This is a genomic window from Acinetobacter sp. yr461 (assembly GCF_900110445.1).
In the GTDB taxonomy this organism is placed as follows: domain Bacteria; phylum Pseudomonadota; class Gammaproteobacteria; order Pseudomonadales; family Moraxellaceae; genus Acinetobacter; species Acinetobacter calcoaceticus.
Genome location: NZ_FODU01000003.1, coordinates 74,049 through 100,223, shown reverse-complemented (window position 1 = coordinate 100,223; position 26,175 = coordinate 74,049). Strand labels below are relative to the sequence as shown.

The 26,175-nt window shown below is 39.1% G+C and carries 24 protein-coding genes and 2 pseudogenes; 9 read left to right on the top strand and 17 right to left on the bottom strand.

Annotated features, from left to right (window positions below):
- Positions 1–38: 38 nt before the first annotated feature.
- The 7 genes from kdpC to BMW38_RS06765 all read right to left on the bottom strand — a co-directional run bounded on the left by kdpC (position 39) and on the right by BMW38_RS06765 (position 7,597).
- Positions 39–644 carry a potassium-transporting ATPase subunit KdpC gene (kdpC, locus tag BMW38_RS06795; protein ID WP_092706795.1) on the bottom strand — a complete coding sequence of 202 codons (606 nt, stop codon included), beginning with the start codon at positions 642–644 and terminating at the stop codon, positions 39–41.
- Positions 645–657: 13 nt separating this feature from the next.
- Positions 658–2,697, bottom strand: a complete 2,040-nt coding sequence (gene kdpB / locus BMW38_RS06790) for a potassium-transporting ATPase subunit KdpB (RefSeq protein WP_092706793.1) — start codon at positions 2,695–2,697, stop codon at positions 658–660.
- A gap of 8 nt (positions 2,698–2,705) precedes the next feature.
- Positions 2,706–4,415: a potassium-transporting ATPase subunit KdpA gene (kdpA, locus tag BMW38_RS06785; RefSeq protein ID WP_092706791.1), complete on the bottom strand. Its 1,710-nt coding sequence runs from the start codon at positions 4,413–4,415 to the stop codon at positions 2,706–2,708.
- Between the two features lie 258 nt (positions 4,416–4,673).
- Entirely contained in the window at positions 4,674–5,111 is a 438-nt protein-coding gene (locus BMW38_RS06780) for a 2-amino-4-hydroxy-6-hydroxymethyldihydropteridine diphosphokinase (protein ID WP_092706789.1), read from the bottom strand.
- Positions 5,068–5,448, bottom strand: a complete 381-nt coding sequence (gene folB / locus BMW38_RS06775; protein WP_092706787.1) for a dihydroneopterin aldolase — start codon at positions 5,446–5,448, stop codon at positions 5,068–5,070. The genes BMW38_RS06780 and folB overlap by 44 nt, the downstream gene beginning before the upstream one ends.
- A 15-nt stretch (positions 5,449–5,463) precedes the next feature.
- Positions 5,464–6,762 (bottom strand): ABC1 kinase family protein, encoded by a 1,299-nt coding sequence (locus tag BMW38_RS06770; protein WP_005039653.1) that lies wholly within the window; start codon positions 6,760–6,762, stop codon positions 5,464–5,466.
- A gap of 58 nt (positions 6,763–6,820) precedes the next feature.
- Positions 6,821–7,597: a HesA/MoeB/ThiF family protein gene (locus tag BMW38_RS06765; RefSeq protein WP_092706785.1), complete on the bottom strand. Its 777-nt coding sequence runs from the start codon at positions 7,595–7,597 to the stop codon at positions 6,821–6,823.
- A gap of 171 nt (positions 7,598–7,768) precedes the next feature.
- Here BMW38_RS06765 and BMW38_RS06760 point away from each other — a divergent pair, with 171 nt between their 5' ends.
- The gene (locus BMW38_RS06760) at positions 7,769–8,347 is read left to right on the top strand and encodes a flavin reductase family protein (protein ID WP_092706782.1); all 579 of its coding nucleotides are present in this window, start codon (positions 7,769–7,771) and stop codon (positions 8,345–8,347) included.
- A gap of 136 nt (positions 8,348–8,483) precedes the next feature.
- On the opposite strand, the pseudogene BMW38_RS06755 reads toward BMW38_RS06760, so the two are convergent.
- The 3 genes and pseudogenes from BMW38_RS06755 to BMW38_RS06750 form a co-directional block, all read right to left on the bottom strand.
- Positions 8,484–8,612, bottom strand: a pseudogene (locus tag BMW38_RS06755) (acyl-CoA dehydrogenase family protein); the annotation flags it as partial.
- Positions 8,611–8,736, bottom strand: a pseudogene (locus tag BMW38_RS19315) (acyl-CoA dehydrogenase family protein); the annotation flags it as partial. The pseudogenes BMW38_RS06755 and BMW38_RS19315, both read right to left, overlap by 2 nt.
- 19 nt (positions 8,737–8,755) lie before the next feature.
- Positions 8,756–9,526: a 3-hydroxyacyl-CoA dehydrogenase gene (locus BMW38_RS06750; RefSeq protein ID WP_092706780.1), complete on the bottom strand. Its 771-nt coding sequence runs from the start codon at positions 9,524–9,526 to the stop codon at positions 8,756–8,758.
- 169 nt (positions 9,527–9,695) lie between these two features.
- On the opposite strand from BMW38_RS06750, the gene BMW38_RS06745 reads away from it, so the two are divergent.
- The 3 genes from BMW38_RS06745 to BMW38_RS06735 all read left to right on the top strand — a co-directional run bounded on the left by BMW38_RS06745 (position 9,696) and on the right by BMW38_RS06735 (position 12,779).
- Positions 9,696–10,724, top strand: coding sequence for an AraC family transcriptional regulator (locus BMW38_RS06745; RefSeq protein WP_092706778.1), 1,029 nt, complete (start codon positions 9,696–9,698; stop codon positions 10,722–10,724).
- Positions 10,725–10,961: 237 nt separating this feature from the next.
- Positions 10,962–11,936: an aliphatic sulfonate ABC transporter substrate-binding protein gene (locus tag BMW38_RS06740; RefSeq protein ID WP_092706776.1), complete on the top strand. Its 975-nt coding sequence runs from the start codon at positions 10,962–10,964 to the stop codon at positions 11,934–11,936.
- A 3-nt stretch (positions 11,937–11,939) separates the two neighbouring features.
- Positions 11,940–12,779, top strand: a complete 840-nt coding sequence (locus tag BMW38_RS06735; protein WP_092706774.1) for an ABC transporter permease — start codon at positions 11,940–11,942, stop codon at positions 12,777–12,779.
- A gap of 2 nt (positions 12,780–12,781) precedes the next feature.
- Here the strand turns inward: BMW38_RS06735 and prmC are convergent, their stop codons facing one another.
- The 3 genes from prmC to BMW38_RS06720 all read right to left on the bottom strand — a co-directional run bounded on the left by prmC (position 12,782) and on the right by BMW38_RS06720 (position 15,816).
- A complete protein-coding gene (prmC, locus tag BMW38_RS06730) occupies positions 12,782–13,597 on the bottom strand; it encodes a peptide chain release factor N(5)-glutamine methyltransferase (protein WP_092706773.1) in 816 nt (271 codons plus the stop codon).
- Positions 13,597–14,685 carry a peptide chain release factor 1 gene (gene prfA, locus BMW38_RS06725; RefSeq protein ID WP_003652455.1) on the bottom strand — a complete coding sequence of 363 codons (1,089 nt, stop codon included), beginning with the start codon at positions 14,683–14,685 and terminating at the stop codon, positions 13,597–13,599. Before prfA ends, prmC begins: the two co-directional genes overlap by 1 nt.
- A 291-nt stretch (positions 14,686–14,976) precedes the next feature.
- Positions 14,977–15,816 (bottom strand): type 1 glutamine amidotransferase domain-containing protein, encoded by an 840-nt coding sequence (locus BMW38_RS06720; protein WP_213031127.1) that lies wholly within the window; start codon positions 15,814–15,816, stop codon positions 14,977–14,979.
- A 119-nt stretch (positions 15,817–15,935) separates the two neighbouring features.
- Between BMW38_RS06720 and BMW38_RS06715 the strand changes: the two genes are divergently transcribed.
- From BMW38_RS06715 to BMW38_RS06695, 5 genes are all read left to right on the top strand, one after another.
- Positions 15,936–16,838, top strand: coding sequence for a LysR family transcriptional regulator (locus tag BMW38_RS06715; RefSeq protein ID WP_092706771.1), 903 nt, complete (start codon positions 15,936–15,938; stop codon positions 16,836–16,838).
- A 195-nt stretch (positions 16,839–17,033) separates the two neighbouring features.
- Positions 17,034–17,453 (top strand): glycine zipper domain-containing protein, encoded by a 420-nt coding sequence (locus tag BMW38_RS06710; RefSeq protein ID WP_005039626.1) that lies wholly within the window; start codon positions 17,034–17,036, stop codon positions 17,451–17,453.
- 237 nt (positions 17,454–17,690) lie between these two features.
- Positions 17,691–18,203 (top strand): hypothetical protein, encoded by a 513-nt coding sequence (locus tag BMW38_RS06705; RefSeq protein ID WP_092706769.1) that lies wholly within the window; start codon positions 17,691–17,693, stop codon positions 18,201–18,203.
- 131 nt (positions 18,204–18,334) lie between these two features.
- Entirely contained in the window at positions 18,335–19,339 is a 1,005-nt protein-coding gene (locus tag BMW38_RS06700; RefSeq protein ID WP_092706767.1) for an LLM class flavin-dependent oxidoreductase, read from the top strand.
- Between the two features lie 148 nt (positions 19,340–19,487).
- Positions 19,488–20,051: a flavoprotein gene (locus BMW38_RS06695; RefSeq protein ID WP_092706765.1), complete on the top strand. Its 564-nt coding sequence runs from the start codon at positions 19,488–19,490 to the stop codon at positions 20,049–20,051.
- 38 nt (positions 20,052–20,089) lie between these two features.
- Here the strand turns inward: BMW38_RS06695 and pgaD are convergent, their stop codons facing one another.
- The 4 genes from pgaD to pgaA are packed head-to-tail and all read right to left on the bottom strand — an operon-like array spanning position 20,090 to position 26,059.
- Positions 20,090–20,548 carry a poly-beta-1,6-N-acetyl-D-glucosamine biosynthesis protein PgaD gene (gene pgaD / locus BMW38_RS06690; protein WP_092706763.1) on the bottom strand — a complete coding sequence of 153 codons (459 nt, stop codon included), beginning with the start codon at positions 20,546–20,548 and terminating at the stop codon, positions 20,090–20,092.
- Complete coding sequence (gene pgaC / locus BMW38_RS06685; RefSeq protein WP_092706761.1) at positions 20,545–21,792, bottom strand: poly-beta-1,6-N-acetyl-D-glucosamine synthase; 1,248 nt, start codon at positions 21,790–21,792, stop codon at positions 20,545–20,547. Before pgaC ends, pgaD begins: the two co-directional genes overlap by 4 nt.
- Positions 21,792–23,618, bottom strand: a complete 1,827-nt coding sequence (gene pgaB / locus BMW38_RS06680) for a poly-beta-1,6-N-acetyl-D-glucosamine N-deacetylase PgaB (RefSeq protein WP_092706759.1) — start codon at positions 23,616–23,618, stop codon at positions 21,792–21,794. The genes pgaC and pgaB overlap by 1 nt, the downstream gene beginning before the upstream one ends.
- Positions 23,618–26,059, bottom strand: coding sequence for a poly-beta-1,6 N-acetyl-D-glucosamine export porin PgaA (gene pgaA, locus BMW38_RS06675; RefSeq protein WP_092706757.1), 2,442 nt, complete (start codon positions 26,057–26,059; stop codon positions 23,618–23,620). The genes pgaB and pgaA overlap by 1 nt, the downstream gene beginning before the upstream one ends.
- Positions 26,060–26,175 lie beyond the last annotated feature (116 nt).

Below are 26,175 nucleotides of genomic sequence, written 5' to 3'. Positions count from 1 at the left end.
TTGATATCATCCGGTAAACTAACAACTTTATTTTTAAGTTAATGTGTAGATTGTAATTGATCTAAAGCGATATTGAGCTCTAATACATTAACACGAGCTTGTCCTAATACACCAAACTGCATCGGTTCAATATGCTTTTGCAGTAGCCCTTTCACAACTTTAGTATCTAAATGGCGCGCTTGAGCCACTCGGGCAACTTGTAACTGAGCAGCTTCAGGGCTAATATGCGGATCTATACCACTACCAGATTTAGTCACCAAATCACTTGGAATAGGTGTATTCCCAGTGTGATCTTGTTTTTTCACCGCAAGAATCTGAGCATCAATTTGCTTTTGTAACTCAGGATTAGTACGAGCTAAATTTGTACCCGCCATTGCCATGGGGTCATAATTTGCTGCCGAAGGACGTGGATGAAAATATCCCTCCCCAATAAATGGCTGAGCGACTAATTTTGACCCTATAACTTTATGATCTATTTCGACCAAACTACCATTGGCCTGATCGTTGAATAAAACCTGTCCGGCGCCAGTAGCGATAGCACTGTAAATAGCACCGCACCCCACTAGAGTAAAAATTAATAATCCTAACGATGCTCTTAAGGTCTGACCCAAATTTGCTTCTGAATTTTGTACATAAGTTTTCATTTCAAACTCCAGATTACAAACCAAATAAATGAACAATCACCACATCGATCGCTTTAATGGCAATAAATGGTAGAACCACACCACCCACACCATAAATCAACATATTTCGACGTAATAATTGAGTTGCAGTTGAAGGTTTAAATTTCACACCTCGAAGAGCAATTGGAATTAATAGCGGGATAATAATCGCGTTAAAAATTAATGCTGATAAAATCGCACTACTTGGGCTCGCCAGATGCATCACATTTAACACTTGCATTTGCGGAATCGCTGCAGCGAATAATGCAGGCAAAATTGCAAAGTATTTCGACACATCATTTGCTAAAGAAAACGTTGTTAAAGCACCACGAGTAATGAGCTGCTGTTTCCCAATCTCAACCACAGCCAGTAGTTTGGTCGGGTCTGAGTCTAAATCGACCATATTGCCAGCTTCTTTCGCAGCTTGTGTACCAGAATTCATGGCTAAGCCAATATCTGCCTGTGCTAATGCGGGCGCATCGTTGGTTCCATCACCGACCATCGCAACTAAACGACCTTGTTGTTGTTCAGTACGAATACAAGCCAATTTGTCTTCAGGTTTTGCTTCGGCAATATAGTCATCTACCCCAGCTTCCGCAGCAATCGCAGCAGCAGTTAATGGGTTATCACCTGTCACCATTACGGTTTTGATGCCCATTTCTCTTAAACGAGCAAAGCGTTCTTTAATACCGTGTTTAATCACATCTGAGAGTTCAATCACGCCCAATACATGATGTTGATTTGCCACAACCAATGGGGTTGCACCTTTTTTGGCGACTTGTTCAACACGTGCTTTTAACTCTAAATCTTGAGAATAATCTTCATCGACAAATTTCAAAATGGCATCTAACGCACCTTTACGAATTTGATCACCATTAGGGAAATTCACACCAGAAATTCGGGTTGAGGCACTAAAAGAGATAAATTCAGCCTGCTCAGGTTCTTGCTGTTTTAGCCCTTGTTCTTTTGCTAATTTAACAATCGATTTTCCTTCTGGTGTTGGGTCTGCAAGCGAACTTACCCAAGCAGCAGCTCTCAATTCCAACTCCGTTACCGAAGTTAAAGGATAAAAAGAGGTCGCTTGACGGTCGCCATAGGTAATAGTTCCAGTTTTATCGAGTAAAAGCACATCGATATCACCAGCAACTTCTACGGCTTTACCTGATTTTGCTAAGACATTAGCCTTAAGTGCACGGTTCATACCCGCAATCCCAATCGCAGGCAATAAACCACCAATAGTTGTTGGAATTAGGCAGATCAATAACGCCACGAGCACGACAGGATCGAGTTCAACATGCAAATAGTTAGCAATAAAAGGTAGGCTAATCACGACAATTAAAAATGTGAGTGTCATCACCATTAACAAGAAGCCAAGCGCAATCTCGTTCGGTGTTTTTTGACGATTTGAACCTTCAACCAAAGCAATCATACGGTCCAAGAAACTTTGGCCAGACTCAGCAGTAACCTGAACGATAATACGATCTGTAAGTACTTTAGTCCCGCCAATCACACCTGAACGGTCAGTTCCAGCTTCACGTAATACGGGTGCCGATTCACCTGTAACAGCTGATTCATTAATAGTGGCAAAACCTTCTACAATTTCACCATCGGCTGGAACAAGTTCACCTGCATGGACTTCAATAAAATCATTTAAGTGAAGTTCAGTTGCTGCAACTTGAGTCGCTTGACGATCGGTCAAAGAATTGAGTCTTCGAGCGGTTAAGTTTTCTCTTGCTGCACGCAATGAAGATGCCTGACCACGACCTCTAGCCTCTGCAACAGCTTCGGCATAGTTGGCAAATAAAATGGTAATGAACAGGATAGCTGTTACTGCCAAACCAAATAACAGTGTGGTGTAACCCAAAATGGTACTAATTGCAGTAACCACTGTCCCAAGCCATACAATTGCCATCACAGGATTTTTAATTGCATGTTGTGGTAGCAATTTCACAAATGCATTTTTCCAAACTTCAAAATTTGGTACCGTCATGGTTTTTTTATGGCTATTTACATGAGTTTGTGTATTCATTTTCACTCGCCTCCTTAGCCTTTAACCAACAAAAGTTGATCGGCAATTGGCCCAAGGACAAGAACTGGCATAAATTGTAATAAGGTAAGCAACACCACAATCGTGATCAGCGTTAAGGCAAAAGTTGGAGTTTCAACTTGGAGACTACCTGCTGTTTCAGGCGCTTTCCTTTTTGCAGCTAATCGCGTAGCAATCATTAATGGTAAAATTAATGTGGGGAAACGTCCTAAAAGAAGAGCAATACTACAAGTGACGTTCCACCATACGGTGTTATCTCCAAGGCCTTCAAAACCTGAGCCGTTGTTGGCAAATGCGGAGACATATTCATAGAACACTTGGCTAATGCCATGAGGTCCCGGATTGCTAATTCCCGATATTCCCGGAATGCTGAGGGTTAATGCAGTAAAGGCAAGAATAATGAGAGGTTGAATCAAGATAATAATCGCGAGTAACTTAATTTCTGCGGCTTCAATCTTGCGCCCGAATAACTCAGGGGTACGGCCTGTCATTAAGCCTGCAATAAATACTGCGAGTAACAGATAAATCATAAACTGTTGCAGACCACAGCCTACACCGCCCCAAATGGCATTAATCAGCATATTAATGAGTTCAACCAGACCAGTAAGTGGTGCAGAAGAATCATGCATCATATTGACCGAACCATTATTTACTTGAGTTGTGACAGCTGCCCAAACCGCTGATGCTGCTGGTCCAAATCGTTGTTCTTTACCTTCCATTACGGCAAGTTGAGATGCTGTAGATGACATGCTCTCAGACCAGACAGCAGCTGCACCTGAAATAACCGACATAAAAAGCATGCTACCAAAGACAAAGTAAGCAAACTTTTTACGCTGGGTAAAATGCCCGACCATAAAAATCACGGTAAGTGGAATGAGTAAAATCGCAATCATTTCTAGCAAATTAGAAAGTGGTGTTGGATTTTCTAAAGGCACAGAACTATTTGGACCGTACCATCCACCACCGTTACTACCCAATTGCTTAATAGCCACCATCGGTGCAACTGGTCCCAAAGGAATTTTTTGAGTTTCTACAGTGTTGGCTTTATCAATAAGCTGTACTTCCGGCCCGCCTTGGAAAGTTGCTGGGACACCTTGGCTATTGAGCAATAATGACCAGACAAAACAGAGTGGAAGCAAAAAGCGTACTGTAGGGCGAATTACATCTGCCCAATAGTTACCAATTAAAATTTGATCTGGTTGCTCGGCAACATCGGCTGCGATATGGCTGGGACGCTGATAAAAGAACGCTCTTAAGGTCGCGACAACCAAAGCCAGACCCATCATTGGAGTAATGACTTGCAAGCCCACAATACCTGTCATTTGCGACAAATAAGATAACTGAGCCTGACCAGAATAATGCTGTTGGTTGGTGTTTGTTAAAAATGAAATAACAGTGTGTAGCGCTAAATCCCAACTCATATTTGGTGCATGGTTAGGATTTAATGGTAGCCATGCTTGCGTCATAAAAATAGCAAGAATAGCCACTGCAAGAAAAATACAGCTAACAACAAATGCTAGAGAATATTGTTTCCAGTTCATTTGTTGTTGTGGAGATACACCTAACAAGCGGTAAACAGGATTTTCAATCCAACGAAATAATCCATCACCCCACATCGGCTGATTTGCCATCACTTTGGATAGATATTTACTGAGACACCATGCTAGAAAAATAGCAATAAATAAAACAAGTATAAGTTCTAACATGGCTACTCTCCTCTAAATCCCATGGCTTGACTTGCCAAACTGGAAATAAGGAGAAATAAAGAAATATCATTTTTTTTAAGTCCGCATAAGACAATGCCAGACTGATGCAAGATGCGCATTTGAGAATTTATAAGCATCTTTATTGTCCTGAAATAACACTAATTTAGTGAATTTCAGTATCGGTAAAATGCTCGTAAATTCTCTATTGAGGAACTCAAAGCCCGCGTAAAATTTGCGTAAAATATAAAGTAAAAGACGTTAAACTTTAAAATTGACTACCGGATAAAGTACTGCTTTAGACTTTAGGGTTTCACAATTCCATAATTCATATAAAGGAATTTTTACGTCTAGTGCCAAAGGTAATTTTTTAGAATTAAATTGCATATGGTCGAGATCAGTTCCACATGCAATCAAATCTACATCTAAAGAAATATGATGTGATGGACGAATACGCCCTGTGTCTGATTCAAGTTTTTTTAAGAAAGCTTCTATTTGTGAAGGATTTAAAGAACTTTTTAATAGACATGCTGAATTCCAGTAATCATCTCCAATGCCATCTCGGCATGGAATTTGATAAACCGATGAAAACTGCACTTTCCCCAATGTTGCCAATTGCATATAAGCAAAAGTAAAGTGTCGTTCTGCGTCTAAATTACTCGCTAGAGCGAGCGCAAAAATTATTTCTGGTGCGTTCAAGACGAATTCCTACAGCATTAGCTTCTGCAATGATGGCGGGCTTACGGATGGTAATGATAATTTTTTCAATCGTTGGGAAAGTTTCGAACAAACATTCCATAACGAGATGTGCTGCATGTTCGATTAATTCAGGCTTGGCTTGTTGAATAGTTTGAGCCGATAACTCACAAATCTGTGCATAATTGAGTGTATCTTCAAGTTTGTCAGACTGCGCAGCTCGGCTCAAATCATTATGGATGGTTAAATCCAACATTAAAGGTTGAATGATTTGTCTTTCCCAGTTGAAACAACCAATGACTGTTTCAACCTTTAACCCTTCAATAATAATGGCATCCATAAATTTAAACTGACCTTAGTGCTTTAACAACGAAGCAGGTTCCATATTTTGAACCATTTTCAAACGCTGGTCTGCATAAATATCGGTATATGGTGCGAGTACGCGCATAAAACGATCGAAATAAAGCATTTGCTTAAATAATAAAGCAAAATCTCGAGGGAATTTAATACCGTGGCGCTCACCAACACCCACCATATCCATCATAATGTCGTTTAAATCGGCAGGATTGGTAGACAGAATTTGCTGTGGATCAGCCATTAATACGCCATTAAATAAGCGTTCCAAATCTTGTGCCAATACTTCCACATCAACTTTGTTATGTGTCATGCCCATTTTCAGCATGTTTTCGGCCATCGCTTGATAATCAGTCTTTTGCAACGCATCCATAAACGCAATACATGCTGTCCAGACTTCTGGCTTTAACTGCCCCACAATACCAAAATCAATAAAACCAATTCGACCATCTTCGAGCAGCATCAGGTTTCCAGCATGTAAGTCCGCATGGAAACTCTTACATAGCATGAGACTACCAAACCATGTATTCATGGCAGTAATCAGCACTTGTGATGGATCTTTTGCGTATTGTTTCACCACACTAAAATCTGTCAAAGACACACCATATAGACGTTGCATGGTCAAAACACGGCGTGTTGAAAATTGGTGATAAACCTTAGGTGCAGTCACAGCATGGTTTTGAGAAATATTCAAATATTCAATAAAGTCATCTAGATTTTGTGCTTCTTCAATAAAATCAACTTCACGCACCATACGACTTTTGATTTCATCGACAATTTCAGAAAGTGCAGCAAATTTGATTTTAGGTACTGCACGTTCAAGCAATTTGGCAGCCCAATGCACGACACTTAAGTCAGTATATAAAATTGTTTCTACACCCGGCTTTTGTACTTTAATAACAACATCTTCGCCTGTGGTCAATTTAGCTGCATGAACCTGAGCAATTGAAGCAGAAGCTAATGGTTTTTCATCAATATAGCTAAAAATTTGACTTAAATCGCGCCCTTCAAACTCAGAGTCAAGTACACCTTGAATATAGCTGAACGGCAAAGTAGGTGTCTGGTCTAAGCAACCTTGAAATTCTTCTACATATTCACGAGGGAAAAGCGATGGAGTACTCGCAATAAACTGACCAAGTTTAATATAAGTTGAGCCAAGCGATTCAAAGGTTTCCCGCATGAGTTTGGCATTACTTGGTTTTTCAGTTGCGTATTTAATCCCAGCTTTGGCGGCAACCACTGCTGTTTCACCAATACGGGCGACAGAACGTAGCCCATCAAACAAAATATTTTTTTTCATATTTCTTCAAAACCAAATCATTCAGGTTGAGTGTAGCAAATTTTATTTCATTTACTGATTAACTTGCCTGACAAACTGGGCAATTTACATCCTTATCAAAATTAACAATGCGTTGTGTCATGTTTAAGCCATCCCAAAGCAACAGTTTCTGTTTTAAAGGGGTCAGATTGAGTCCTAGATAGAGCAAAGTGTGATGTGCTTGTAATGACGCTATCATTACAGGAGTAGTCGCAAGTACGCCTGATTCCGCACAGCGTAGGCCTTCATTGCTATGATGTTCTTTAGGAAATAAACATTCATAACAAGCTGAATCACCTTCAACCATAAACATTTGTGCCTGAAAACCAATTGCTGAAGCACTAATTAATGCAACCTGATGCTTCTTACAAGCGGCATTTACCAAATAGCGCGTTGTAAAATTATCACATCCATCCAACACCACATCTTGGTGTTCAACAAGTCTATCAATGTTATGTTCATCTAAACGTTCGTTGTAGTACTCAACACAGATATAAGGGTTAATTTTCTGTAACCGCTTTGCAAGAACTTCAGCTTTATAACGACCAATATCTTCATGACCAAATGCAATTTGACGTTGTAAGTTACTTATCTCAATGGTATCGGCATCAATGAGTGTAATTTTCCCAACCCCTGCTCGCGCTAGTAGCTCTGCACTACTACAACCTATTCCACCAGCCCCAACAATAAGAACATTGGCAAGTTTGAGTTTTTCCTGAGCTTCTATATCCCATCCATCAAGTAAAATCTGACGGCTATAGAGATGCATTTCTTCATCACTTAACTCTACAAAATCGATATCTTGAAGCTCGGTCACGCGTTAATCCTTTCACTTAGAAGCCAAATGATTTTATGACTAAGTCAGGCATTAGGAAAGGTATAAAATAAAAACAGCATTTTATTCTTTAAACTTTTATCCACCACATTACTTCTCTCAAGCTTTCTGCAACAATAGAAATATCTATTTTCTTTATTACTTAGGCTAAATATGTCCCAATCATATATTGCACCTGTAGAGTTAGAAAAAGCTTATCGTTTGTTAAATCATGGTCCAACTGTACTTGTCTCTGCTCAGCATGGAGATGACCGAAATGTAATGGCAGCCGCTTGGGCATGTGCATTAGAACTCACTCCTGCCAAAGTAACTGTTGTTCTCGACAAAAGTACTAAAACTCGTCAGCTTGTTGAACAAAGTGGTTATTTCACCCTACAAGTTCCCTGCTATGCGCAGCTCGATATGACCCATCAACTTGGTACAATTAGCAAATTAGATGATCCGCAAAAACTAGAACATTGTGGTGTTGAACTTTTTTATCAAGAAAGTCTTACCAGCCCATTAGTATCTGGTTGCATCGCATGGCTCGTGTGTAAACTTATTCCCGAACCTCACAATCAATCTGCTCATGACTTATTTATTGGTTCTGTTGTCGGTGCTTGGGCCGACACTCGAGTATTTAAAGACGGGCATTGGCACTTTCAAGATGCACCAAAAGAGCTTCGAAGCCTGCACTATATTGCTGGCGGAACGTTTTATTTAATTGGTGAGCAAGTTAAAGCTCAGCTTTAATCATCAAAATATAGTTTTATTTAACTTTCTGAAGTGTATTTAATCGAATTAAAACCAGAAAATTTCGATTGCAAAAAACCGCATGGTATTTGCGGTTTCTTGCAGTATTAACACTTAAACTAAATATCTTTATTGTTTAAATTTGGGTAACTTCACGAGCAATCACTAAACGTTGAATATCGGAAGCCCCCTCATAAATCTGGCTCACCCGAACATCACGATAAATTCGCTCAACAGGAAAATCACTCACATAGCCACCATGAATCTTTTAATTTCTGAGCAGGAAATTCATAGGTTTTATCTCTATGAGCAGCTGTAGGTTTTAACTGATTTTGCGCATAATCACGCATCATCTCCTGAACCATACTTTGTTCAGCACTTAAAATCATTTCAACGTCCTTATTTTTACTATTTTGCTGCCATACGAATTGCACCATCCAAACGGATGACTTCACCATTTAAATATGAATTTTCAGCAATATGCCCAACTAAACGAGCAAACTCTTCTGGCTTTCCTAAACGAGACGGATACGGCACCATTTGTCCTAAAGCATCCTGAACATTTTGTGGCATACCTTTAAGCATCGGAGTTTCCATAATTCCCGGTGCAATCGTCATAATTCGAATGCCATGTCGCGCAAGCTCACGAGCAATTGGCAATGTCATGGCAACAATAGCGCCTTTAGATGCTGAATAAGCTGCCTGACCAATTTGACCATCAAATGCTGCAACTGAGGCTGTGTTTACAATTACACCTCGGTCCTCGTCCCCTGCTTCAACTGTATTTTTACTCATCGCATCTGCTGCAAAGCGCAGCATGTTAAATGTACCGGTGACATTAATTTGCAGAGTCTTTGAAAATAGCCCCAAATCATGTACACCTTCACGACCAACCACTTTTGCAGAAGGACCAATACCAGCACAGTTAACTAAGCCATGCAAACGACCATGCTTGGCCAATACATCCTTAAAGAACTGTTCAGCAGTTTGCTCATCGGTTACATCAAGCTTTACAAAGTCAGCTTTTGATCCTAATTGTTTTGCTTGCTGTTCACCTGCTTCTACATTCATGTCTACCAATGTGACAGAGGCACCTTGTTGTACCAAATATTCAGCTGTTGCAGCACCCAGACCAGAGCCACCACCTGTAATTACGAAATGTTTCCCTTGAATTTTCATTATGTAACGTCCTATAGAAATGTTCTTTAAACTTAGTAGTGAGAGTAAAAGTTGTTGTTTTCCGATACAATTTCAAAAAGCCTCAAAATGTTTGCAGCTTTTGATCAATCCAAATTTTAAATATGAAATATTTCACTTGAAATATATGAAGAAAATATGAGTCTTTGACATGGTTGTCCAATCTTCTTTAAGTAAAGGAACTATTTCGATTGCACTGGTACATGAAGCACTGGGTGCTGCTTATGCCAAAGGGCTAAATACTCAACTAATTCTAAATAAAGCGGGAATTCCTGCCGAATTACTGATGTCTCCCAAGGCACGTGTGCCTGTTACGACATATGCGCAACTATGGATAGAACTTGCCAATGCCATGAACGATGAATTTTTTGGTATGGATAGTCACCCTATGCGTCGAGGTAGCTATAAATTACTTACTAAACTTGTCAGTACGGCGGAAACTTTAGAAAAGGCCCTTTACGATATTTTGAAATTTTTTAATTTTATTCTGGATGATCTACAGGGTGAATTAATTCGAGAGCAAGAAAAAGCTTATTTGGTGATTCATGATCGTGAACAACCTAAACGCATGTTTACCTATGCAACCTTTTTAATATTAGTACACGGACTTATGTGCTGGTTAGTAGACCAAAGGGTTGGCTTAAATAGTATTAGAGTACGTTGTCCTAAACCGAATGATATTCAGGATTATCTCGTACGTTTTGGTGAAGATATTCAATTTAATGCCGAGATAAATCGAGTTGAATTCGATGTCCACTATTTAGATATTAAAATTAAAAAAGATAAAAAAGCGCTTTATGATTTTTTAGAACAAACTCCACAAAATCTTTTAGTTCGCTTTAAAAATGAAAATGCACTGAGCCTTCTTATTCGTCGTCATTTATTGAAACTTCATCCTGCCCAATGGCCCGAACTTAAAGATGTTGCACAACAGCTCAATATTTCTGAAGCTACAGTTCAACGCCGACTGAAACATGAAGGCGTCAGCTACCAGCAAATTAAAAATGAAATTCGCTGTGATATTGCTGTTGAACGTTTAAGTAAAACCAACGATTCAATTCAAGATATTAGTGAAGACTTAAGCTTCCAAGATCCAAGCGCGTTTCACCGTGCCTTTAAAAAATGGACTGGCGTCAGCCCAGGCGCTTATCGAAATAATTTAACTTCACACAAGCAATAATATAAATATCACAAGCTTAAAAAATAATGCTTAAGCTTATGATGTTTATATCTTTTAAATTCAATATTTTAGATAAGTGCATTACTTTAAGTTCAATAATCACTATAAAAACAGTGAGTTATAATTTTACCTAAACTTTTATCTTTCAATCTGATTTATAAATCAAAATAACTATGTTGGTAAGCCATCAAACCCATGGAAGGATGATCTATTATTTATTCTGGTTCTATTCTTATTATGTCTTTAAAACCAAAATTTTCTCTAACAAAGACTTTGTTGGCATCAACATTGGGGTTTGTATTTACTTCATCTGCCTTTGCAGCAGTTCCGACTACACTTAAACTTGATTATGCCTACTATGCACCAACCAGTTTAGTCGTAAAAGATCAAAAACTTCTTGAAAAAGCACTTCCAAATACTCAAATTAAATGGGTTTTTAGCCAAGGCAGTAACCGCTCACTAGAATATCTCAACAGTAATAGCATCGATTTTGCGTCTACCGCTGGGTTAGCAGCTGTATTAAGTCGAGCGAATGGCAGCCCAATTAAAACTGTTTATGTACAAAGCCAGCCAGAATGGACCGCTCTTGTGGTAGCAAAAGACTCACCAATCAAAAATCTAAAAGACTTAAAAGGTAAGAAAATTGCAGCAACCAAAGGCACAGATCCGTTTTTATTTACCTTACAGGCACTAGACACAGTAGGCTTAAGTAAACGCGATGTACAACTGGTTCATTTACAGCATCCTGACGGGAAAACTGCATTAGAACGTGGTCAAGTAGATGCTTGGGCTGGGCTTGATCCGTTAATGGCTGCGGCTCAAATTCAATCAGGTGCCAAATTACTTTATCGTAATATTGGATTTAACAGCTATAGCGTGCTGAGTGTTAAAGAAGATTTTGCAAAGCAAAGTCCTGAAGCGGTTGAAGCAGTGATTAAAGCCTATGAACAAGCCCGAAAATGGGCAAAAGCTAATCCTGATAAAGTGGCAGCACTTTTAGCTCAAGAATCAAAACTTCCCCTACCTGTGGCTAAACTACAATTGAGCCGAACCAACTTTGATCAAAGCATTCCATCGGCAACTCAAGCACAAGCACTGAAACGTTCGGGGAAAATTTTGACAGAAGAAGACTTGGTCAGAAAAGGCACCAACGTCAATCAAGTGGTTGATCAGTTATTAGATCCACGTTTTGCTCAAAAAGTCGTGAAATAGTATATGAGTGATTCATTTAACAAAGCTGAGCTAAATCACTTCTTAGCTCAGCAAGCTTTAAAATCTCAGAAAAAGCATTTAAACAATAAATTTACACGTTGGTTTAAAGCACTGCTCATTCCCTTAATCTTTTTAGTGGGTTGTGAGTTTTTAGTCAGAAATGGCTACGTCGATGCTTATCTGCTCCCCGCGCCTTCTAGTTTATGGCAATCTTTTTTAGATTTAGCTCACAGTGATCTTTTTGCCCATATTTATATTAGTACATGCCGTGTTTTAGTAGGTTTCATTGTAGGGAGTGGTTTAGGGTTAATTTTTGCAATTTGGGTTGGATTAAGTAAAGAAGCCGAAGCGTATTTGGAACCAACTTTTTCAGCAATTAAATCAATTCCAAGTCTTGCTTGGATTCCATTGTTACTACTTTGGTTAGGAATTGATGAAGGTTCTAAAATTACGCTGATTGCAATCGGCGCATTTTTTCCAACCTATACCAATACAGTTGCAGCAATTCATAATGTAGATAAAAAGCTCATTGAAGTTGGAAAAGTTTATCGGCTTAATACTTTTCAGCGTATTGTATCTATTATTTTGCCGGCAGCATCTCCGGGAATTTTAACCGGTTTACGCAACAGCTTAAGCTTATCATGGATGTTTATGATTGCAGCTGAACTGATTGCAGCCACTCAAGGAATCGGTTATTTATTAAGTGATGGTCGAGAAACATCCCGCCCAGATATTGTCATTATTGCAATTATTTTATTGGCCCTATTGGGTAAAGTGACCGATAGCTTAATGAAACTTATAGAAAACTGGTTATTACGTTGGCGAGATACACTACAAAAATAACTTTAAATCCAGCACGCCAAAGTGACTCGATCATTTTGGCCGTAATCTTGAATGGTTTTAATTTCACTAAAACCATGCTCAGCAAATATATTTCGAACAGCCCGTCCCTGATCATAACCATGTTCAAGAACAATCCAGCCTTGTGGTTTTAACCAGTTTTTTCCTTGAGTAATAATAATTTCAATATCAGCCAGTCCCTGATGATCTGCAACCAATGCACGGCGTGGCTCTGTCGCCAAAGCCTGCATGTGTTCATCCTCAGGGTCAATGTACGGCGGATTAGAAACAATTAAATCAAATTGCTGTTTGTCTAAAGCATCAAACCAAGCACCACAAGCAAATTTCACTTGTTGTAATCCATGGGTTTGCGCATTCTCTTTTGCAACTTCTAAAGTCGGTGCATAAATATCAGTTGCCGTTACTTGCCAATCTGGGTGTTCACTCGCTAATGCAAGTGCAATCGCGCCTGTTCCCGTTCCCAAATCCACAATATTTGCATTCTTTGGCAAATTTAGATTTAAAACGGTTTCAACCAAAACCTCAGTATCAGGTCGTGGTACTAAAGTATCAGATGTTACTTTTAAATCGAGCGTCCAAAATGGCTGTGAACCTGTTACATAAGCTAAAGGTTCACCATTTTGAATACGCTCAAGCCCAGCCAAGTAGTCTTGCTCTTGTTGAATTGTTAACTCTTGCTCAAGTTTAAACTTTAATTCAAGCGAATTGATTTTTAGAAAATGCTCAAGTAACCAAGCATTTTCCTGACGTTCATAACTGTCAGGCTCACCACGAATTGCAAGCGCTTGAGCAATGTTCATTAGCCGCCATTTTCCTGAGCAAGCATTGCAAGCTGATCTGCTTGATATTCACGATGCAAGCTATCAAGTAATTCAGTTAAATCACCTTCCATAATGGCATCTAACTTATATAAAGTGAGGTTAATACGGTGATCAGTCATACGACCTTGCGGATAGTTATAAGTACGGATACGTTCAGAACGGTCACCAGAACCCACTAAGTCACGACGCATTTCAGAAGTCGCTGCATCTGCCGCCGCACGTTTCGCATTTTCTAAACGTGAAACTAATAATGCCATCGCTTTGGCTTTGTTTTTATGTTGTGAACGTTCTTCCTGACATTCAACAACTGTACCTGTTGGAATGTGAGTAATACGTACCGCAGAATCGGTTTTGTTAATGTGCTGACCACCTGCACCAGATGCACGGTAAGTATCAATACGCAAATCTGCTGGGTTAATCTCGACATTTGTATCGACATCAATTTCAGGCAAGATCGCAACTGTACAAGCCGATGTATGCACACGACCTTGTGACTCAGTTGCAGGCACACGTTGCACACGATGCGCACCACTTTCAAATTTTAGGCGACCATATACTCCATCACCGTCCACACGGCAAATGACTTCTTTAAAGCCACCATGCTCACCTTCATTTTCAGAAAGTACTTCTATACGCCAATTTTGTGTCTCGGCATATTTACTGTACATGCGGAATAAGTCACCAGAGAAAATTGCAGCCTCATCACCACCCGTTCCGGCGCGAATTTCTAAATAAGCTGCATTAGAATCATTTGGATCTTTTGGAATCATCAAAATATTAAGCTGGCTTTCTAACTCTCCAAGCAACGCTTTATTCGCTTGAATTTCTTCTTCTGCCATATCTTTAAAGTCAGGGTCAGACTTCATCAATTCAGCAGTTTCAATATCTTCTTCTGCTTGACGGTATTTGCCCCAAACTTCGGTAATTTCAGATAAATCACTATGTTCACGAGACAATTTACGGAAACGTTTGTTATCGGAGATGACTTCCACATCTGCAAGCAACGCGGTAAGTTCTTCATGTCGATCACAGAGTTGATCAAGTCGTAAACGGAGTGACGCTTTCATAAGAGGAAATATCTCAAAAGTCCAAAAAGCTTATCGAACGCTATGTAAATATAGAAGATAAGCAAAATCGTAAAAATAGCGCATAGTTTACAGATTATGCCGCTCAAATGACATATATAATCAGCCAATTCATCAACTTTCACAGTAAGTGACAACTTATAAATATAATGATTTCAGATGAGATTTATTTACTCGCCTATAATTTAGCTTTTTTATAGAAAATAATACGTCACCTTTTTACCCACTAAAGCAATAGAGGCTTTATTCATAAAACCTCTTTAACATGTCTATTTATTTTAATTTTTCTAATAATGTTTTACCCACCAGAACAGCCGAGGCTGGATTTTGTCCCGTAATAAGTTCACGATCCACCACAACATTTGGAGTCCAAACATTCGTATTACTTTGATATTTACCCCCAATTGACTGTAATGCCGTTTGTGGGTAGAACTTCATTTCACCACCTTTTAATAAAACCTTCGCTTGCTCTTCCTCTTGGTTACTAATCACAGTCATCCGATAGTTCTTATAAATCCACTCACCAGTTTTTACAGTTTTGCCTTGCTCAAGTTGCTGAACGACTTCAGAAGCATTAGGTAACGTTGACATCAATGCAATAGGGCCATGGCAAACCAGCGCTGTAGGTTTTCTAGCTTTATGAAAAGCTGTCAAAACTTTCCCAAGTTGTTTATCTTTTAATAGATCTTGCATAGGTGCATGTCCACCTGGAATATAAATAGCATCGAACTGATCAATACCAATTTGCTCAATACGCGACAAACTCAAAACTGGAGATGCTTGAGGCGACGTTAACTTTAGATCATGCAATAAGCCTTCATATTGCTTTAATGCTTTTTCATCTTGGTTAAAGTACATCGCACTATTTGATGACTCATCTAACGTTGGGGCTTTCCCTTTTGGTGTAGCGAAAGTTACGGTGTGCCCTGCATCTAAAAGCATTTTTGTAGGCTGCATTAACTCATTTAAATAAAAGCCTGTTTCAAAAATATGACCATTTTTTAATTCTAACTGCCCTTCATCAGACAATACAACTAATACATGAGCAGCATTTGCACTCAATGCTGCTGAAGCGGTCACTACTGCAAGCATTATTTTATTTAGAGATTTCATCATTCAACCTTCATTCCAGCCTTGTGCTGGATTTATAACTGGGATGGATATATTCTATTTTTGCCAGCAAGGTAGAAAAACAACCACATTTACAAATCTTTTTTGCGTTTGAGGACAAAATGTCTCGTCAATTTGACCATCTTGCCGATGTTGAAGTGTTTTTAATTGTGGCCGAAAAGCTTTCTATTAGTGCAGCTGCAATTTATTTGTCCACGACACCTTCAGTCATTAGTAGAACAATTACGCGGTTGGAGAAAAAGTTAGGTATTCAGTTTTTTAGAAGAACTACTCGACATTTGAGCTTGACTGAAGCAGGTCAACTTTATTATGAGAAAATGCAGCATGCTTTTCAGTTAATCGACCATGCAGAACGTGTGGTTCAAGGTGATCAACTGCAAATTTCTGGAAAAATCAAATTAAGCGTTCCTACAACTTATGGGCACTATCGCTTACCACCCTTATTAGAAAAATTTCTTTTGCAATATCCAGACATTCAAATTGAAATGAGTATCTCTAACCGAAATGTTGATTTAATTGCTGAGGGTTTCGATTTAGCCATTCGTCAAGGCCATCTCCCTAATAGCTCTCTTGTCGCCAGACCGCTGGAACTTGCGCCTCTTCAACTTGTTGCCTCGCCCGATTATTTAAAACGTATGGATGTCCCTCAAACTTTGGAAGAATTAAATCATCACCAATGTATTGCCTTTGAATTACCGAGTAGTGGCAAGATAACTCCATGGTTCTTTAAAGATGGTGATCACCAAATTCAGTGGACACCAACAAATCGGATTTTAGTAAAAGAAGATATTTTAGGCGTGGTTTCTCTTGCTGAAAGTGGATTAGGGATATGCCAAAGTTATAGCTTTATTGTTAATGAAAAAATTCGACAAGGAAAATTACAACCTTTACTTGAGGCTTATGCAGGTCACACACGTCCCTTCTCTTTACTGTACGTACAACATAAACATATGTCTTCTGCCACCAGAGCTTTGATCAATTTTCTATGTTCAGATCACGAGTAATGAACTCATTAAAACTAAATGAGACTCATATTTATCTATATGAGTATTAAACATTCTATTTTAATAGAAAACATACAAACCTGACACTAAACTACAATAATGAATTGATGGTTCTCCATATTTTAAGAAACGTGTTTTGTTACATTTGCCGTAACAAAAGATTAGGGTCCTGCTGCTAAGGACACGGAGTAAAAAATGAAATTAAATGCTTGGTTATGTAGCGCTGTTTTAGCAACTTCTATGGTTACCGTAGCGCACGCTGACAATACAACACATGTAGCAGCCGCTTCTGCTTTAGGTAGTGTCGCTGGTACTGCAATTGGTAAAAGCATGGGTGGTACATCTGGCGCAACAATTGGTGCTGCTTTAGGTGGTGCTGGTGGTGCAGCAGTTGCAAGTGACCGTCGTCACCGCACAGAATCTGCAATTGGTGGTGGTTTAGGTGGTGGTGCTGGTTATACCGTTGGTAGAAGCATGGGCGGTACAAATGGTGGTTACGTTGGCGCTGCTCTAGGTGCTGCGGGTGGTTCTGCTCTAGGTAATAAAATTTCTAAAGACCGCGATGCTGACAGATCTTCTAAGCACTGGAAGAAAAAACACCGTCGTCATCACTAATCAAATTTGATGAAACGTCACTAAGCACCTTCGGGTGCTTTTTTATTAGGACCAACAAATATTCACCACCTCTCTTTTGCTCAGGACTTATCCACAAATTAATAGAAACAATACAAACAGACACAAAACTAGCGTATCGCCTTTGGGGTTCTCCATAATTATCACGAAATTTTTGATTACATTTATCTCAAGATAAAAATACTGTCCTTCTTAGTAAAAAGGACATGGAGCTGCAAGATGAAAATGAATATTTGGTTAGCTAGTGCATTAATTGCAACATCGTCTATGGTGACAGTTGCACATGCAGATAATGGTACCCGTGTTGCTGCAACCTCTGCGTTAGGTAGTGTTGTGGGCACTGCAATTGGTAAAAGTATGGGTGGTACAACAGGCGCAACAATTGGTGCTGCTTTAGGTGGTGCTGGTGGTGCAGCCGCAGCGAGTGACCGTCGCAATCGTACCGAAGCTGCCCTGGGTGGTGCTTTAGGTGGTGGTGCTGGTTATACAGTCGGTAAAAACATGGGCGGTACCAACGGTGGTTACATCGGTGCTGCTGTAGGTGCTGCGGGTGGTTCAGCGCTAGGTCGTAAAGTTTCTGAAGATCGTGACTACAATGATCGCTATGATCGTGGTAGTCGTTATGATCGAGATGATCGTAGATATGACGATGGTGACCGTCGTTACTATAGTAAAGGTGGCCATCGCCGTCATGACAATGGTTTACATCGTGGCTGGTATAAAAATCGCTAATTTGTACATGCATGAAAAGCACCCTCGGGTGCTTTTTTATTGAAAGATAAGACCTAATATCGAAAAAAAACGATATACATTAATCCCTATATATCGTAGTATTTCGATATACCCTTATTCGAGAATATCGCATGCGATCACTTCAAGATACCAAGTTTTCAATTTTGGAACTTGCTCCTATTCGTAATGATAAAACCATCGAATTTTCGTTACGTCACGCATTAGAATTAGCACAACATGCAGAGAAACTAGGTTATGAACGTTTCTGGCTTGCAGAACATCACAACATGGATGGAATCGCGAGCTCTGCTACGGCTGTCTTACTCGGTTTTATTGCAGCACATACACAGCATATTCGCTTAGGTTCAGGCGGGATTATGCTTCCTAACCATGCTCCTTTAGTTGTCGCAGAACAATTTGGAACACTTGCTACTTTATATCCAAATCGTATTGAACTAGGTTTAGGCCGTGCTCCTGGTACAGATCAACTCACCATGCGAGCTTTACGTCGTGGGCATCAAGAAACAGAAGATCAATTTCCAAAAGATGTTGTCGAAATCCTAAGATATTTTGATGTACCTCAAGCAGGACAAAAGATTATTGCAACTCCAGGGCAAAATACACATGTTCCTGTTTGGTTACTTGGATCTAGCCTTTTTAGTGCGCAATTGGCTGCAAAACTTGGTCTACCCTACTCATTTGCGTCGCATTTTGCACCACGTATGCTAGGCCAAGCCATCCAACTCTATCGTGAGAACTTTGAGCCTTCTGCTTATTTAGATAAACCTTACGTTTCTATGGGTGTGCCTGTTGTTGTAGCAGATACAGATGAAGAAGCACAGTTTTTAGCAACAAGTGCATACCAACGTGTATTAGGCTTAATTCGTGGTGAAAGCTTAAAGCTTAAACCGCCAGTTGAATCAATGCAGGGACTATGGAATACAGCAGAACAGCTTTCTGTTGAAAACTTCTATGCAATGGCACAAATTGGCTCGGTTGAGACTGTTCGCACTGGTTTACAAAAACTTTTAGCGACATACGATGTTGATGAGTTTATTTTTACATGTGATATATACGACACAACGAAGCGTCTAGACAGTTTTACGCAACTCATGAATGTAAAAACAGAACATTAAAACTCTGCTTCACTTTCCCATACTTGAATGGATTTCGAGTATGGGGTGACCATCTATCTGAAAAGACTTTACCCCAACTTCCTGCTTGGTTATTTATATTAAAACGATAAAAACATCATGATTGAAAAACCAAAAGGACTTTTGGAAAATGAGTATTAATATTAAAAATAACGCTTCAAAATCAGTAATTTTTCAAAATACAGCTCAAGATTTTGAAGACTTTGCTGGTCAAGTTATTCCGTCAACCTCAATTAAAGAGTTTGATTTTTCACATTCATCTGTCGCGATTATTGGTACAAATCAAGATACTGTGACCCATCTTGAAAAAATCTGCCAACAAGCAAAATTTGTAACTGTATTTCAAATTACACCTCACTTTATTTTGCCCCATAGTCAAATGGGCACACACAAGTTAATTACGCATCCACTCATTATTAAAAACCGGAGATTATTTAACAATCGTGTAAAAAGTCTTTTGGCCTTACGTTTTCTTGAGACTCAAGTAAATGAAACATGGCTTAAACGCCTTTTAACACCCAATACTGCAACGACTAAAAAAGTATTTTTTAAATCTGATAGTTATTATGCTGCACTCCAAAAAGCCAACTGTAAATTACAAACTTGGCCCATTATTAAAGTTACAAATACATCAATTCACAGCATGGATGGTATAGAACAACCAATCGACATCATTATCAGAATAACGGCATAAAAATAAAAAGCATGGTTTTAGACCATGCTTTTTCTCATTTACTCATATTTTTGCAAATTGCCGTGATCATCGTAATGCAAAATGATGCGTTGTTTTTTTTGCAATTCACTTAAGATCTCGGGACTAACCGAAAATTGGGCTGCTAGTAATTCAACAGAACTATTCGGCGCTTTCGCCCGTCGGTCTTCACCACTGAACCTAATCCAGTTATAACTCGCCCACAAAATTAAAATGAGCGCGCTAATCCCGATTAATAATGCTAAATGAAGTAAGGTCTTAACTTCTGATATATGGTCAACCCAGACATAATCATAAATTAGGTGCCCTTCAAAAACCCATAAGAACAGTGAAACCAATGGAAATAGCAACCACATCAAACAAAACCAACCAATAGTTTGTAAGGTATAGTTTGCTGTTTTATTTTTGACGTATTCCGGCTGGTCAATATATTCGGGGATATCTAAAGGCTCTATATCCTTATTTTCTTCAGGTTTCATGGGTTATCTCCACGGAAGCCTCGGTCTGGGCTCACCCAGCGAGCACGTTTTTTAGTGTTAAATAAAGTTTTTGGTACCGCGACAACACTTGTAAATAAAGTAAGTAACCAGAAAAACAACGGGTACCAAATAACCCAGAAATAGTTTCTAAAGAAGCGACCACGGTCATAACGCTGATCAATCCACAAACTAACCAAAAACTGTATCAGACATGTTCCACCTAATATCACGCCATACCACTGCGGCATCAGTGTTTTGATCTGCCATTGCAAGGGTAATTCAATAAACAATCCCACAAAAAACAGAGTGAATATCAGAATCATGACATAAGACCAGATAATACTAACAAGAGCTTCAAGCATCACTGGCCACATACGACGTACGCGCAATTTGAACATTTGTGGAATATATTCTAAAAGAACCTCTACCCCACCTTGTGCCCAGCGAAGGCGTTGTTTCCATAGGCCTTTAAATGTCTCAGGCATATAGATATAGCAAAGCGCTTGCGGAATATACTGAATATCCCAATGGTCCAGCTGTAACTTCCATGAAATATCAATATCTTCAGTAATTTTATCGTCTGACCAAAAACCCACACGAACTAGAGCGGTTTTACGGAATGCTGCAATAACACCAGACACTGTAAAAATACGACCATATGTACGCTGTGCACGTTTAATTAAACCAATAATCGAAGAAAACTCGCCAACCTGTAATTTTCCTAAAATACTAGATCGGTTTAAAATGCGTGGATTACCCGTTACTGCACCAATTCGTGGGAATCTGATAAAGGGTTGCATTAACCAAAGTACAGCATGCGGATGTAACAATGCATCCCCATCAATACAAACAAGATATTCGTATTTACTGACCAGTACTCCCGATCTTAACGCTACGGCTTTACCCTGATTTTCTGCTAAGTGTACAACCCGAAGTCGTGAATCTTGCGCTGCCAATTCATCAAGGATTTCAGCTGTTCTATCACTACTTCCATCATTGACGGCAATCACTTCAAAATTAGGATATTTAGTTTGCAGTGCATAACGAATGGTTTGTCGTACCTGAGCTTCTTCATTAAAACACGGAATAATGATACTGCACCCTTCACTCGTTGGTTCAGGAAGCGTTTGTTCGCGGTATTCCCTTTTAAAAAAGAACCAAAGTCCTCCTACCATCCATGTCCAAGCCATGAGTAAAGGGTATAAAAAGGCAAAAGCAAATAGAATATCGAGTAATACTCTCATTACTTTTTCCCCTCTACTAATCCAGCAAAAGGCTGATACATGACAGGGCTAGCGTTCAAACTAATCGGATTATATAAATACTGATGTACATCTTTTGATTTTTCAAAACTATAGCCATCAATTCCGAACTTCTGAATCCCTGTTCGCTGAATCGAAAAAAGCCCTTGCTGTACTTCTTCCCAACTCGTCTTTGAAGTATTTTCTGGCAACACTAAAGTCAGCATAATTCTTTGCTTATCTTTTTCATCAAGCGTGTTTAAAAGTGCTAACAACTGATTAAATTGCTTTTTCTTGCCAATCATGTCGAACTTTAAATTGACTAAATCATGTTGCGATAAAAGTGTTTTTAAAAGCGCTGGTAGATTTTCTACACGATCTAAATCAGGAGTAAGCAATAAAATAAATTGCCCTTGGTTACTCATATTTAAATAAGGCTTTACAGCTTTTTTAGTAAGCTGGCTGAGTTGAGCTAGATGTTTTGATTGTTCAATACAGCTATTCTCTTGCGCAGTTACTGTTTGCATTTCGCAATTTAAAGAGGTGCCCGCATTAAGCTGAATACCACTCAAATTACTATTTAAGCGTGCAATATCTTTAGCCAAATCTACTGCTAAAAACGGCTTACTTTTTTGTGGATAAGCTGGTAATTCTAATATTACCGCTTGACCCGCACGAGTTTGAGCCTGCCATAAACTACGGTTTAAAATATCTTGTTGAACAGACATTTTATCTGTAGGGAAATAAGCAACATCATATTGCCCATCGCCATCTTTATCTTCCAAAGGTTTTAAGATTAAAGCATTGTTTTTTAAGCTATATAGTTTTGATAACAACTGCCCTAATTTTTCATCTGTTTGGGTGTTTTGTGGCGCTGCTAACTGTTTTAAATCCATACTCACAAAGTGACGAGGCTGTTTAAATAAATCTGACTCTTCGAAATTCAGAATATTTAACATGCCTTCAGTGAGCTGTTCAGCTGTAGGGTTATTTATAACCAAGCTCCGTTTAAACGTTGAATCACTCACCCGATTCATACCATCACGACCCAAACTGAAAGAAAACTCAAAACCTGCCTGCTGCGCTAGTTTTTCCAATTGCTCATTCACGGCACCATAAGGCCAAATAATTGCTTTGGGACTAACACCGACTTCTTTTTTCAAAACGGCGTAGGATTTTTTCAAATCTTGCAAAATACGTTGTTGATATTCTGCATCTGTTTCATAACGAGACTGCGATTTTAAATATGCATAAGAAGTCGCAGCTGGTTGCTCGTTACCTTGAGGATTAGCCAATATGCCATGATGTAAATCATCACTATGACTTGCAAACTCAGCTAAACCTGACGCTTGCATTTCGCGCACTTGAGCCCAGTTCATCAAGTTACCCTGACCATAAGCTTCATAACCTGCCTGTGTATTACCATTCATCCAACTGGTTGGAAGAGCAAAAACTGCCGGAATCTGATATTGCTTAAGTAATGGAAATACTCGGCTATAACTACTCAAAGCCCCATCATCAAAAGTAAGTAGAATAGAGTTATGGGGTAATTCTTTACCTTGCTTACGAGCTTCCTCAATGTCTTTTAAACGAATCGGCTTCCAGTCAGATTGACTCAGCCAATCTAGAAACTGTGCCAGATTATTGGTCTGAATTGCATAAACATCTCTGTCACCTTCCTTTAACACATCATCTCGCACATCATGAAAAGTTAAAGAAACCGTATGATTTTTTGGTAGTTCAGTTTCAATGCGGGCATGAGAAAATTGTACGGGTAATAATGTTGAAGCAAACACACAGCTCAACATTTTTGACATCATATTATTCATTAAAAACGCCCTTCAAATCCGAAAATACCATAGGTATGCTGTTCATCATGACCATCGTATGGGTGATATTGCCAACCAATTCCATAATTAAGTTGCCAAGTCCGTGAGAGCTGCCATTGATGCTGATATTGCAGAGAGTATGTTGGTCTAGCCGAGTAATCTGCTTGTTTATAGAGTCCCACTCCAGCTTCAAAATGCTGCTTAAATGAACGCTCATATTCTCGCCAAGTTACCCAGTCATGACTTAAATTAAGCTCGGTACTGTAATGATTGCTGGGGCTAAAATATGCGGTCTGATCTTGGCTATTGCTGCCATAAAATCCACGAACGGTCCCGTAGGTGATATGGTGCGGTGCATCAAATAATCGTTCGCGCCAAAAAGCTGAAAATTCTTGTTGTTTATTACCATCACTAATATCAGTTAGGCCATAACTCGCCCCAATCTGACGTGACTCATCTTTTTGCCATGTCAAAGCAGCACGGTAGGCTTGTCCATCTTCACCAGCATCAATTGCCTGTAATGGAATATTAGCTTGGCTGTCATATTGCAATTGATACTGCCAGTGGTCATTTAACCATTGCGACCAATCAAGACGAACACCTGCTTGCTCACCATCTGTACTTTGCGACAAAATCGCCGACAACGCCTTACGGTTCGCTTGCCACTCAGCACCGACACCATAACGTTGGTCATGCACATCACCAAAACGGTACTCTCCGTAACGATCTTGATGCCACGCAAATAGGCGATAATTATCTTTGATCCATGGGCTATTAAGACGAGTTTCCATTTCACGGTCTTTTAAACCATTCTGACCACTCACAGAATCGCTACTACTATCTGCCTTACTTTGTCCCCAAGTAGTTGAGTGAGAAATTGTCGGCCTATTGCGGTCATCTAATTCTTTCCGACTTTTAATTACTCCACCATCTTCAGGGTAATATTCCAAAAGACTTTCTGTATTTTTACGCCATTCCGGAATATCCCCTAAAGCCTGAGCATTTTGCATCTGGTTAATTCGGGTGTCTTTGGCAACTGGTGTTAAACCATTTAAACGAGAAATAGTTTGCTTGGACTGTAGAGGTTTATCTCTCCAACGCTCAACACGAGCCAGATTATTAATTAGACCTTCATTGGCAGGTGCAAGATCTACTTGTTTTTGAAAATGCTTTTCTGCTTGATCAAGATGATTTGCATAAGCTAAGTGCATACCCTGTAAAGTAATATAGTCATCACGGTCGGGATGACTTGTTTTGTCTACCCCTTTTGCCTGACTATATTTATACATCGGAACAAGTCGATCAACCTCACTCAAAAATTGTTCAGCTTGTTTATATTTTTCTTGTTCAATATATGAATAGTACAGTCCAGTATATACCGTCATATCTGGATAGTTTTTTTCAGTAAGCAAGGTTTTAAAGGCAAGTTCAGCTTGCTGTGGCTGTCTTTCAGCTAAATAACTATCAGCTATTGCATGACGAATATAGGCAGGTAGTTTTTCTAAAGGTATATTTAATTTAGTAAATTGATCCAGGACTGTACGAGTACGCCCACGGAAATCTAACGCATATATATAGTCATAATGGAATCTTAAATAATTAGGATCTGACGGTTGAATCAAAGGCTGCATTTGCTCGCCTTGCTTCAACACAGCATCAAGCTCAGCAAAGCCTTCGCTATCTGACATGCCTTCTCGATTCAAATATTTATAGCGAGCAATTGCGTTATTTACACGTTGAGAAAACTCACTGACTTGTAGCCAGTGTTGTAACGATTCTATTTCTGCATTTTTATCGCTGGCAAGCAATAACTGCTGAGCCTTGTTATAAGCCCCCACAGCCGCTAAGTCATAACTGTATTCTTGCACAACTGCAAAAGACTTGGGCTGCTGCTTATATGCTTGTTCAATTGCAGATAAAGCATCTACAGGTAAATTGATAAGACGATAGGCGTAAGCTATTTGCACCAGCTGATCAGTCTTCAGATTTTTACTATTAATTTTTGCTAACTGTGCTTTGGCATTTACAACATCCTGAGCTTCAGCGTATAAAACTGCTAACAAAATCTGCCCATCAAGTGTTTTTTGAATATTAAATTTATTCGACCAATCAATCGCATTTTTAAAATGTTTAAAATCACGAAAATTACGTATTAAAGGTAGCTGTCCATATTCTGGAAAAATAACCGGATTAATATTTGCTAAATGCTGAGAAAAAGTTACTAGATCTTTTTTTTCATTTGACATTACAACTAAATAATCAGCTAGCAATTTTTGATCATGCGGATAGGTTTTTAGCAATTGATCCAGTTGAAATATTGCTTGGTGAGTTTGTCCAGTTTTATAAGTGTGAATAGCCTGCTCTCTCAATTCATCCACTTGAGCAGCATATAAATTGAGAGGCAAGATGTATACCAATGAAAAAACACATTTTTTTAGCATTTTGATAATCGGATAGTCCCATATCGAGGTGGGAAAGTATAATTAAAAATAAATAAATAATCACACAACAGCAAAATAGTGTGATCTAGTTAACATTTTTGAATTATGGATTTTTT

Excerpts from the sequence above, each read along its gene's own strand:
- kdpC (WP_092706795.1), bottom strand. The coding sequence starts at position 644 with ATGAAAACTTATGTACAAAATTCAGAAGCAAATTTGGGTCAGACCTTA.
- kdpA (WP_092706791.1), bottom strand. The coding sequence starts at position 4,415 with ATGTTAGAACTTATACTTGTTTTATTTATTGCTATTTTTCTAGCATGG.
- folB (WP_092706787.1), bottom strand. The coding sequence starts at position 5,448 with ATGGATGCCATTATTATTGAAGGGTTAAAGGTTGAAACAGTCATTGGT.
- BMW38_RS06770 (WP_005039653.1), bottom strand. The coding sequence starts at position 6,762 with ATGAAAAAAAATATTTTGTTTGATGGGCTACGTTCTGTCGCCCGTATT.
- BMW38_RS06760 (WP_092706782.1), top strand. The coding sequence starts at position 7,769 with ATGTCCCAATCATATATTGCACCTGTAGAGTTAGAAAAAGCTTATCGT.
- BMW38_RS06750 (WP_092706780.1), bottom strand. The coding sequence starts at position 9,526 with ATGAAAATTCAAGGGAAACATTTCGTAATTACAGGTGGTGGCTCTGGT.
- BMW38_RS06745 (WP_092706778.1), top strand. The coding sequence starts at position 9,696 with ATGGTTGTCCAATCTTCTTTAAGTAAAGGAACTATTTCGATTGCACTG.
- BMW38_RS06740 (WP_092706776.1), top strand. The coding sequence starts at position 10,962 with ATGTCTTTAAAACCAAAATTTTCTCTAACAAAGACTTTGTTGGCATCA.
- BMW38_RS06735 (WP_092706774.1), top strand. The coding sequence starts at position 11,940 with ATGAGTGATTCATTTAACAAAGCTGAGCTAAATCACTTCTTAGCTCAG.
- prmC (WP_092706773.1), bottom strand. The coding sequence starts at position 13,597 with ATGAACATTGCTCAAGCGCTTGCAATTCGTGGTGAGCCTGACAGTTAT.
- prfA (WP_003652455.1), bottom strand. The coding sequence starts at position 14,685 with ATGAAAGCGTCACTCCGTTTACGACTTGATCAACTCTGTGATCGACAT.
- BMW38_RS06720 (WP_213031127.1), bottom strand. The coding sequence starts at position 15,816 with ATGAAATCTCTAAATAAAATAATGCTTGCAGTAGTGACCGCTTCAGCA.
- BMW38_RS06715 (WP_092706771.1), top strand. The coding sequence starts at position 15,936 with ATGTCTCGTCAATTTGACCATCTTGCCGATGTTGAAGTGTTTTTAATT.
- BMW38_RS06710 (WP_005039626.1), top strand. The coding sequence starts at position 17,034 with ATGAAATTAAATGCTTGGTTATGTAGCGCTGTTTTAGCAACTTCTATG.
- BMW38_RS06705 (WP_092706769.1), top strand. The coding sequence starts at position 17,691 with ATGAAAATGAATATTTGGTTAGCTAGTGCATTAATTGCAACATCGTCT.
- BMW38_RS06700 (WP_092706767.1), top strand. The coding sequence starts at position 18,335 with ATGCGATCACTTCAAGATACCAAGTTTTCAATTTTGGAACTTGCTCCT.
- BMW38_RS06695 (WP_092706765.1), top strand. The coding sequence starts at position 19,488 with ATGAGTATTAATATTAAAAATAACGCTTCAAAATCAGTAATTTTTCAA.
- pgaD (WP_092706763.1), bottom strand. The coding sequence starts at position 20,548 with ATGAAACCTGAAGAAAATAAGGATATAGAGCCTTTAGATATCCCCGAA.
- pgaC (WP_092706761.1), bottom strand. The coding sequence starts at position 21,792 with ATGAGAGTATTACTCGATATTCTATTTGCTTTTGCCTTTTTATACCCT.
- pgaB (WP_092706759.1), bottom strand. The coding sequence starts at position 23,618 with ATGAATAATATGATGTCAAAAATGTTGAGCTGTGTGTTTGCTTCAACA.
- pgaA (WP_092706757.1), bottom strand. The coding sequence starts at position 26,059 with ATGCTAAAAAAATGTGTTTTTTCATTGGTATACATCTTGCCTCTCAAT.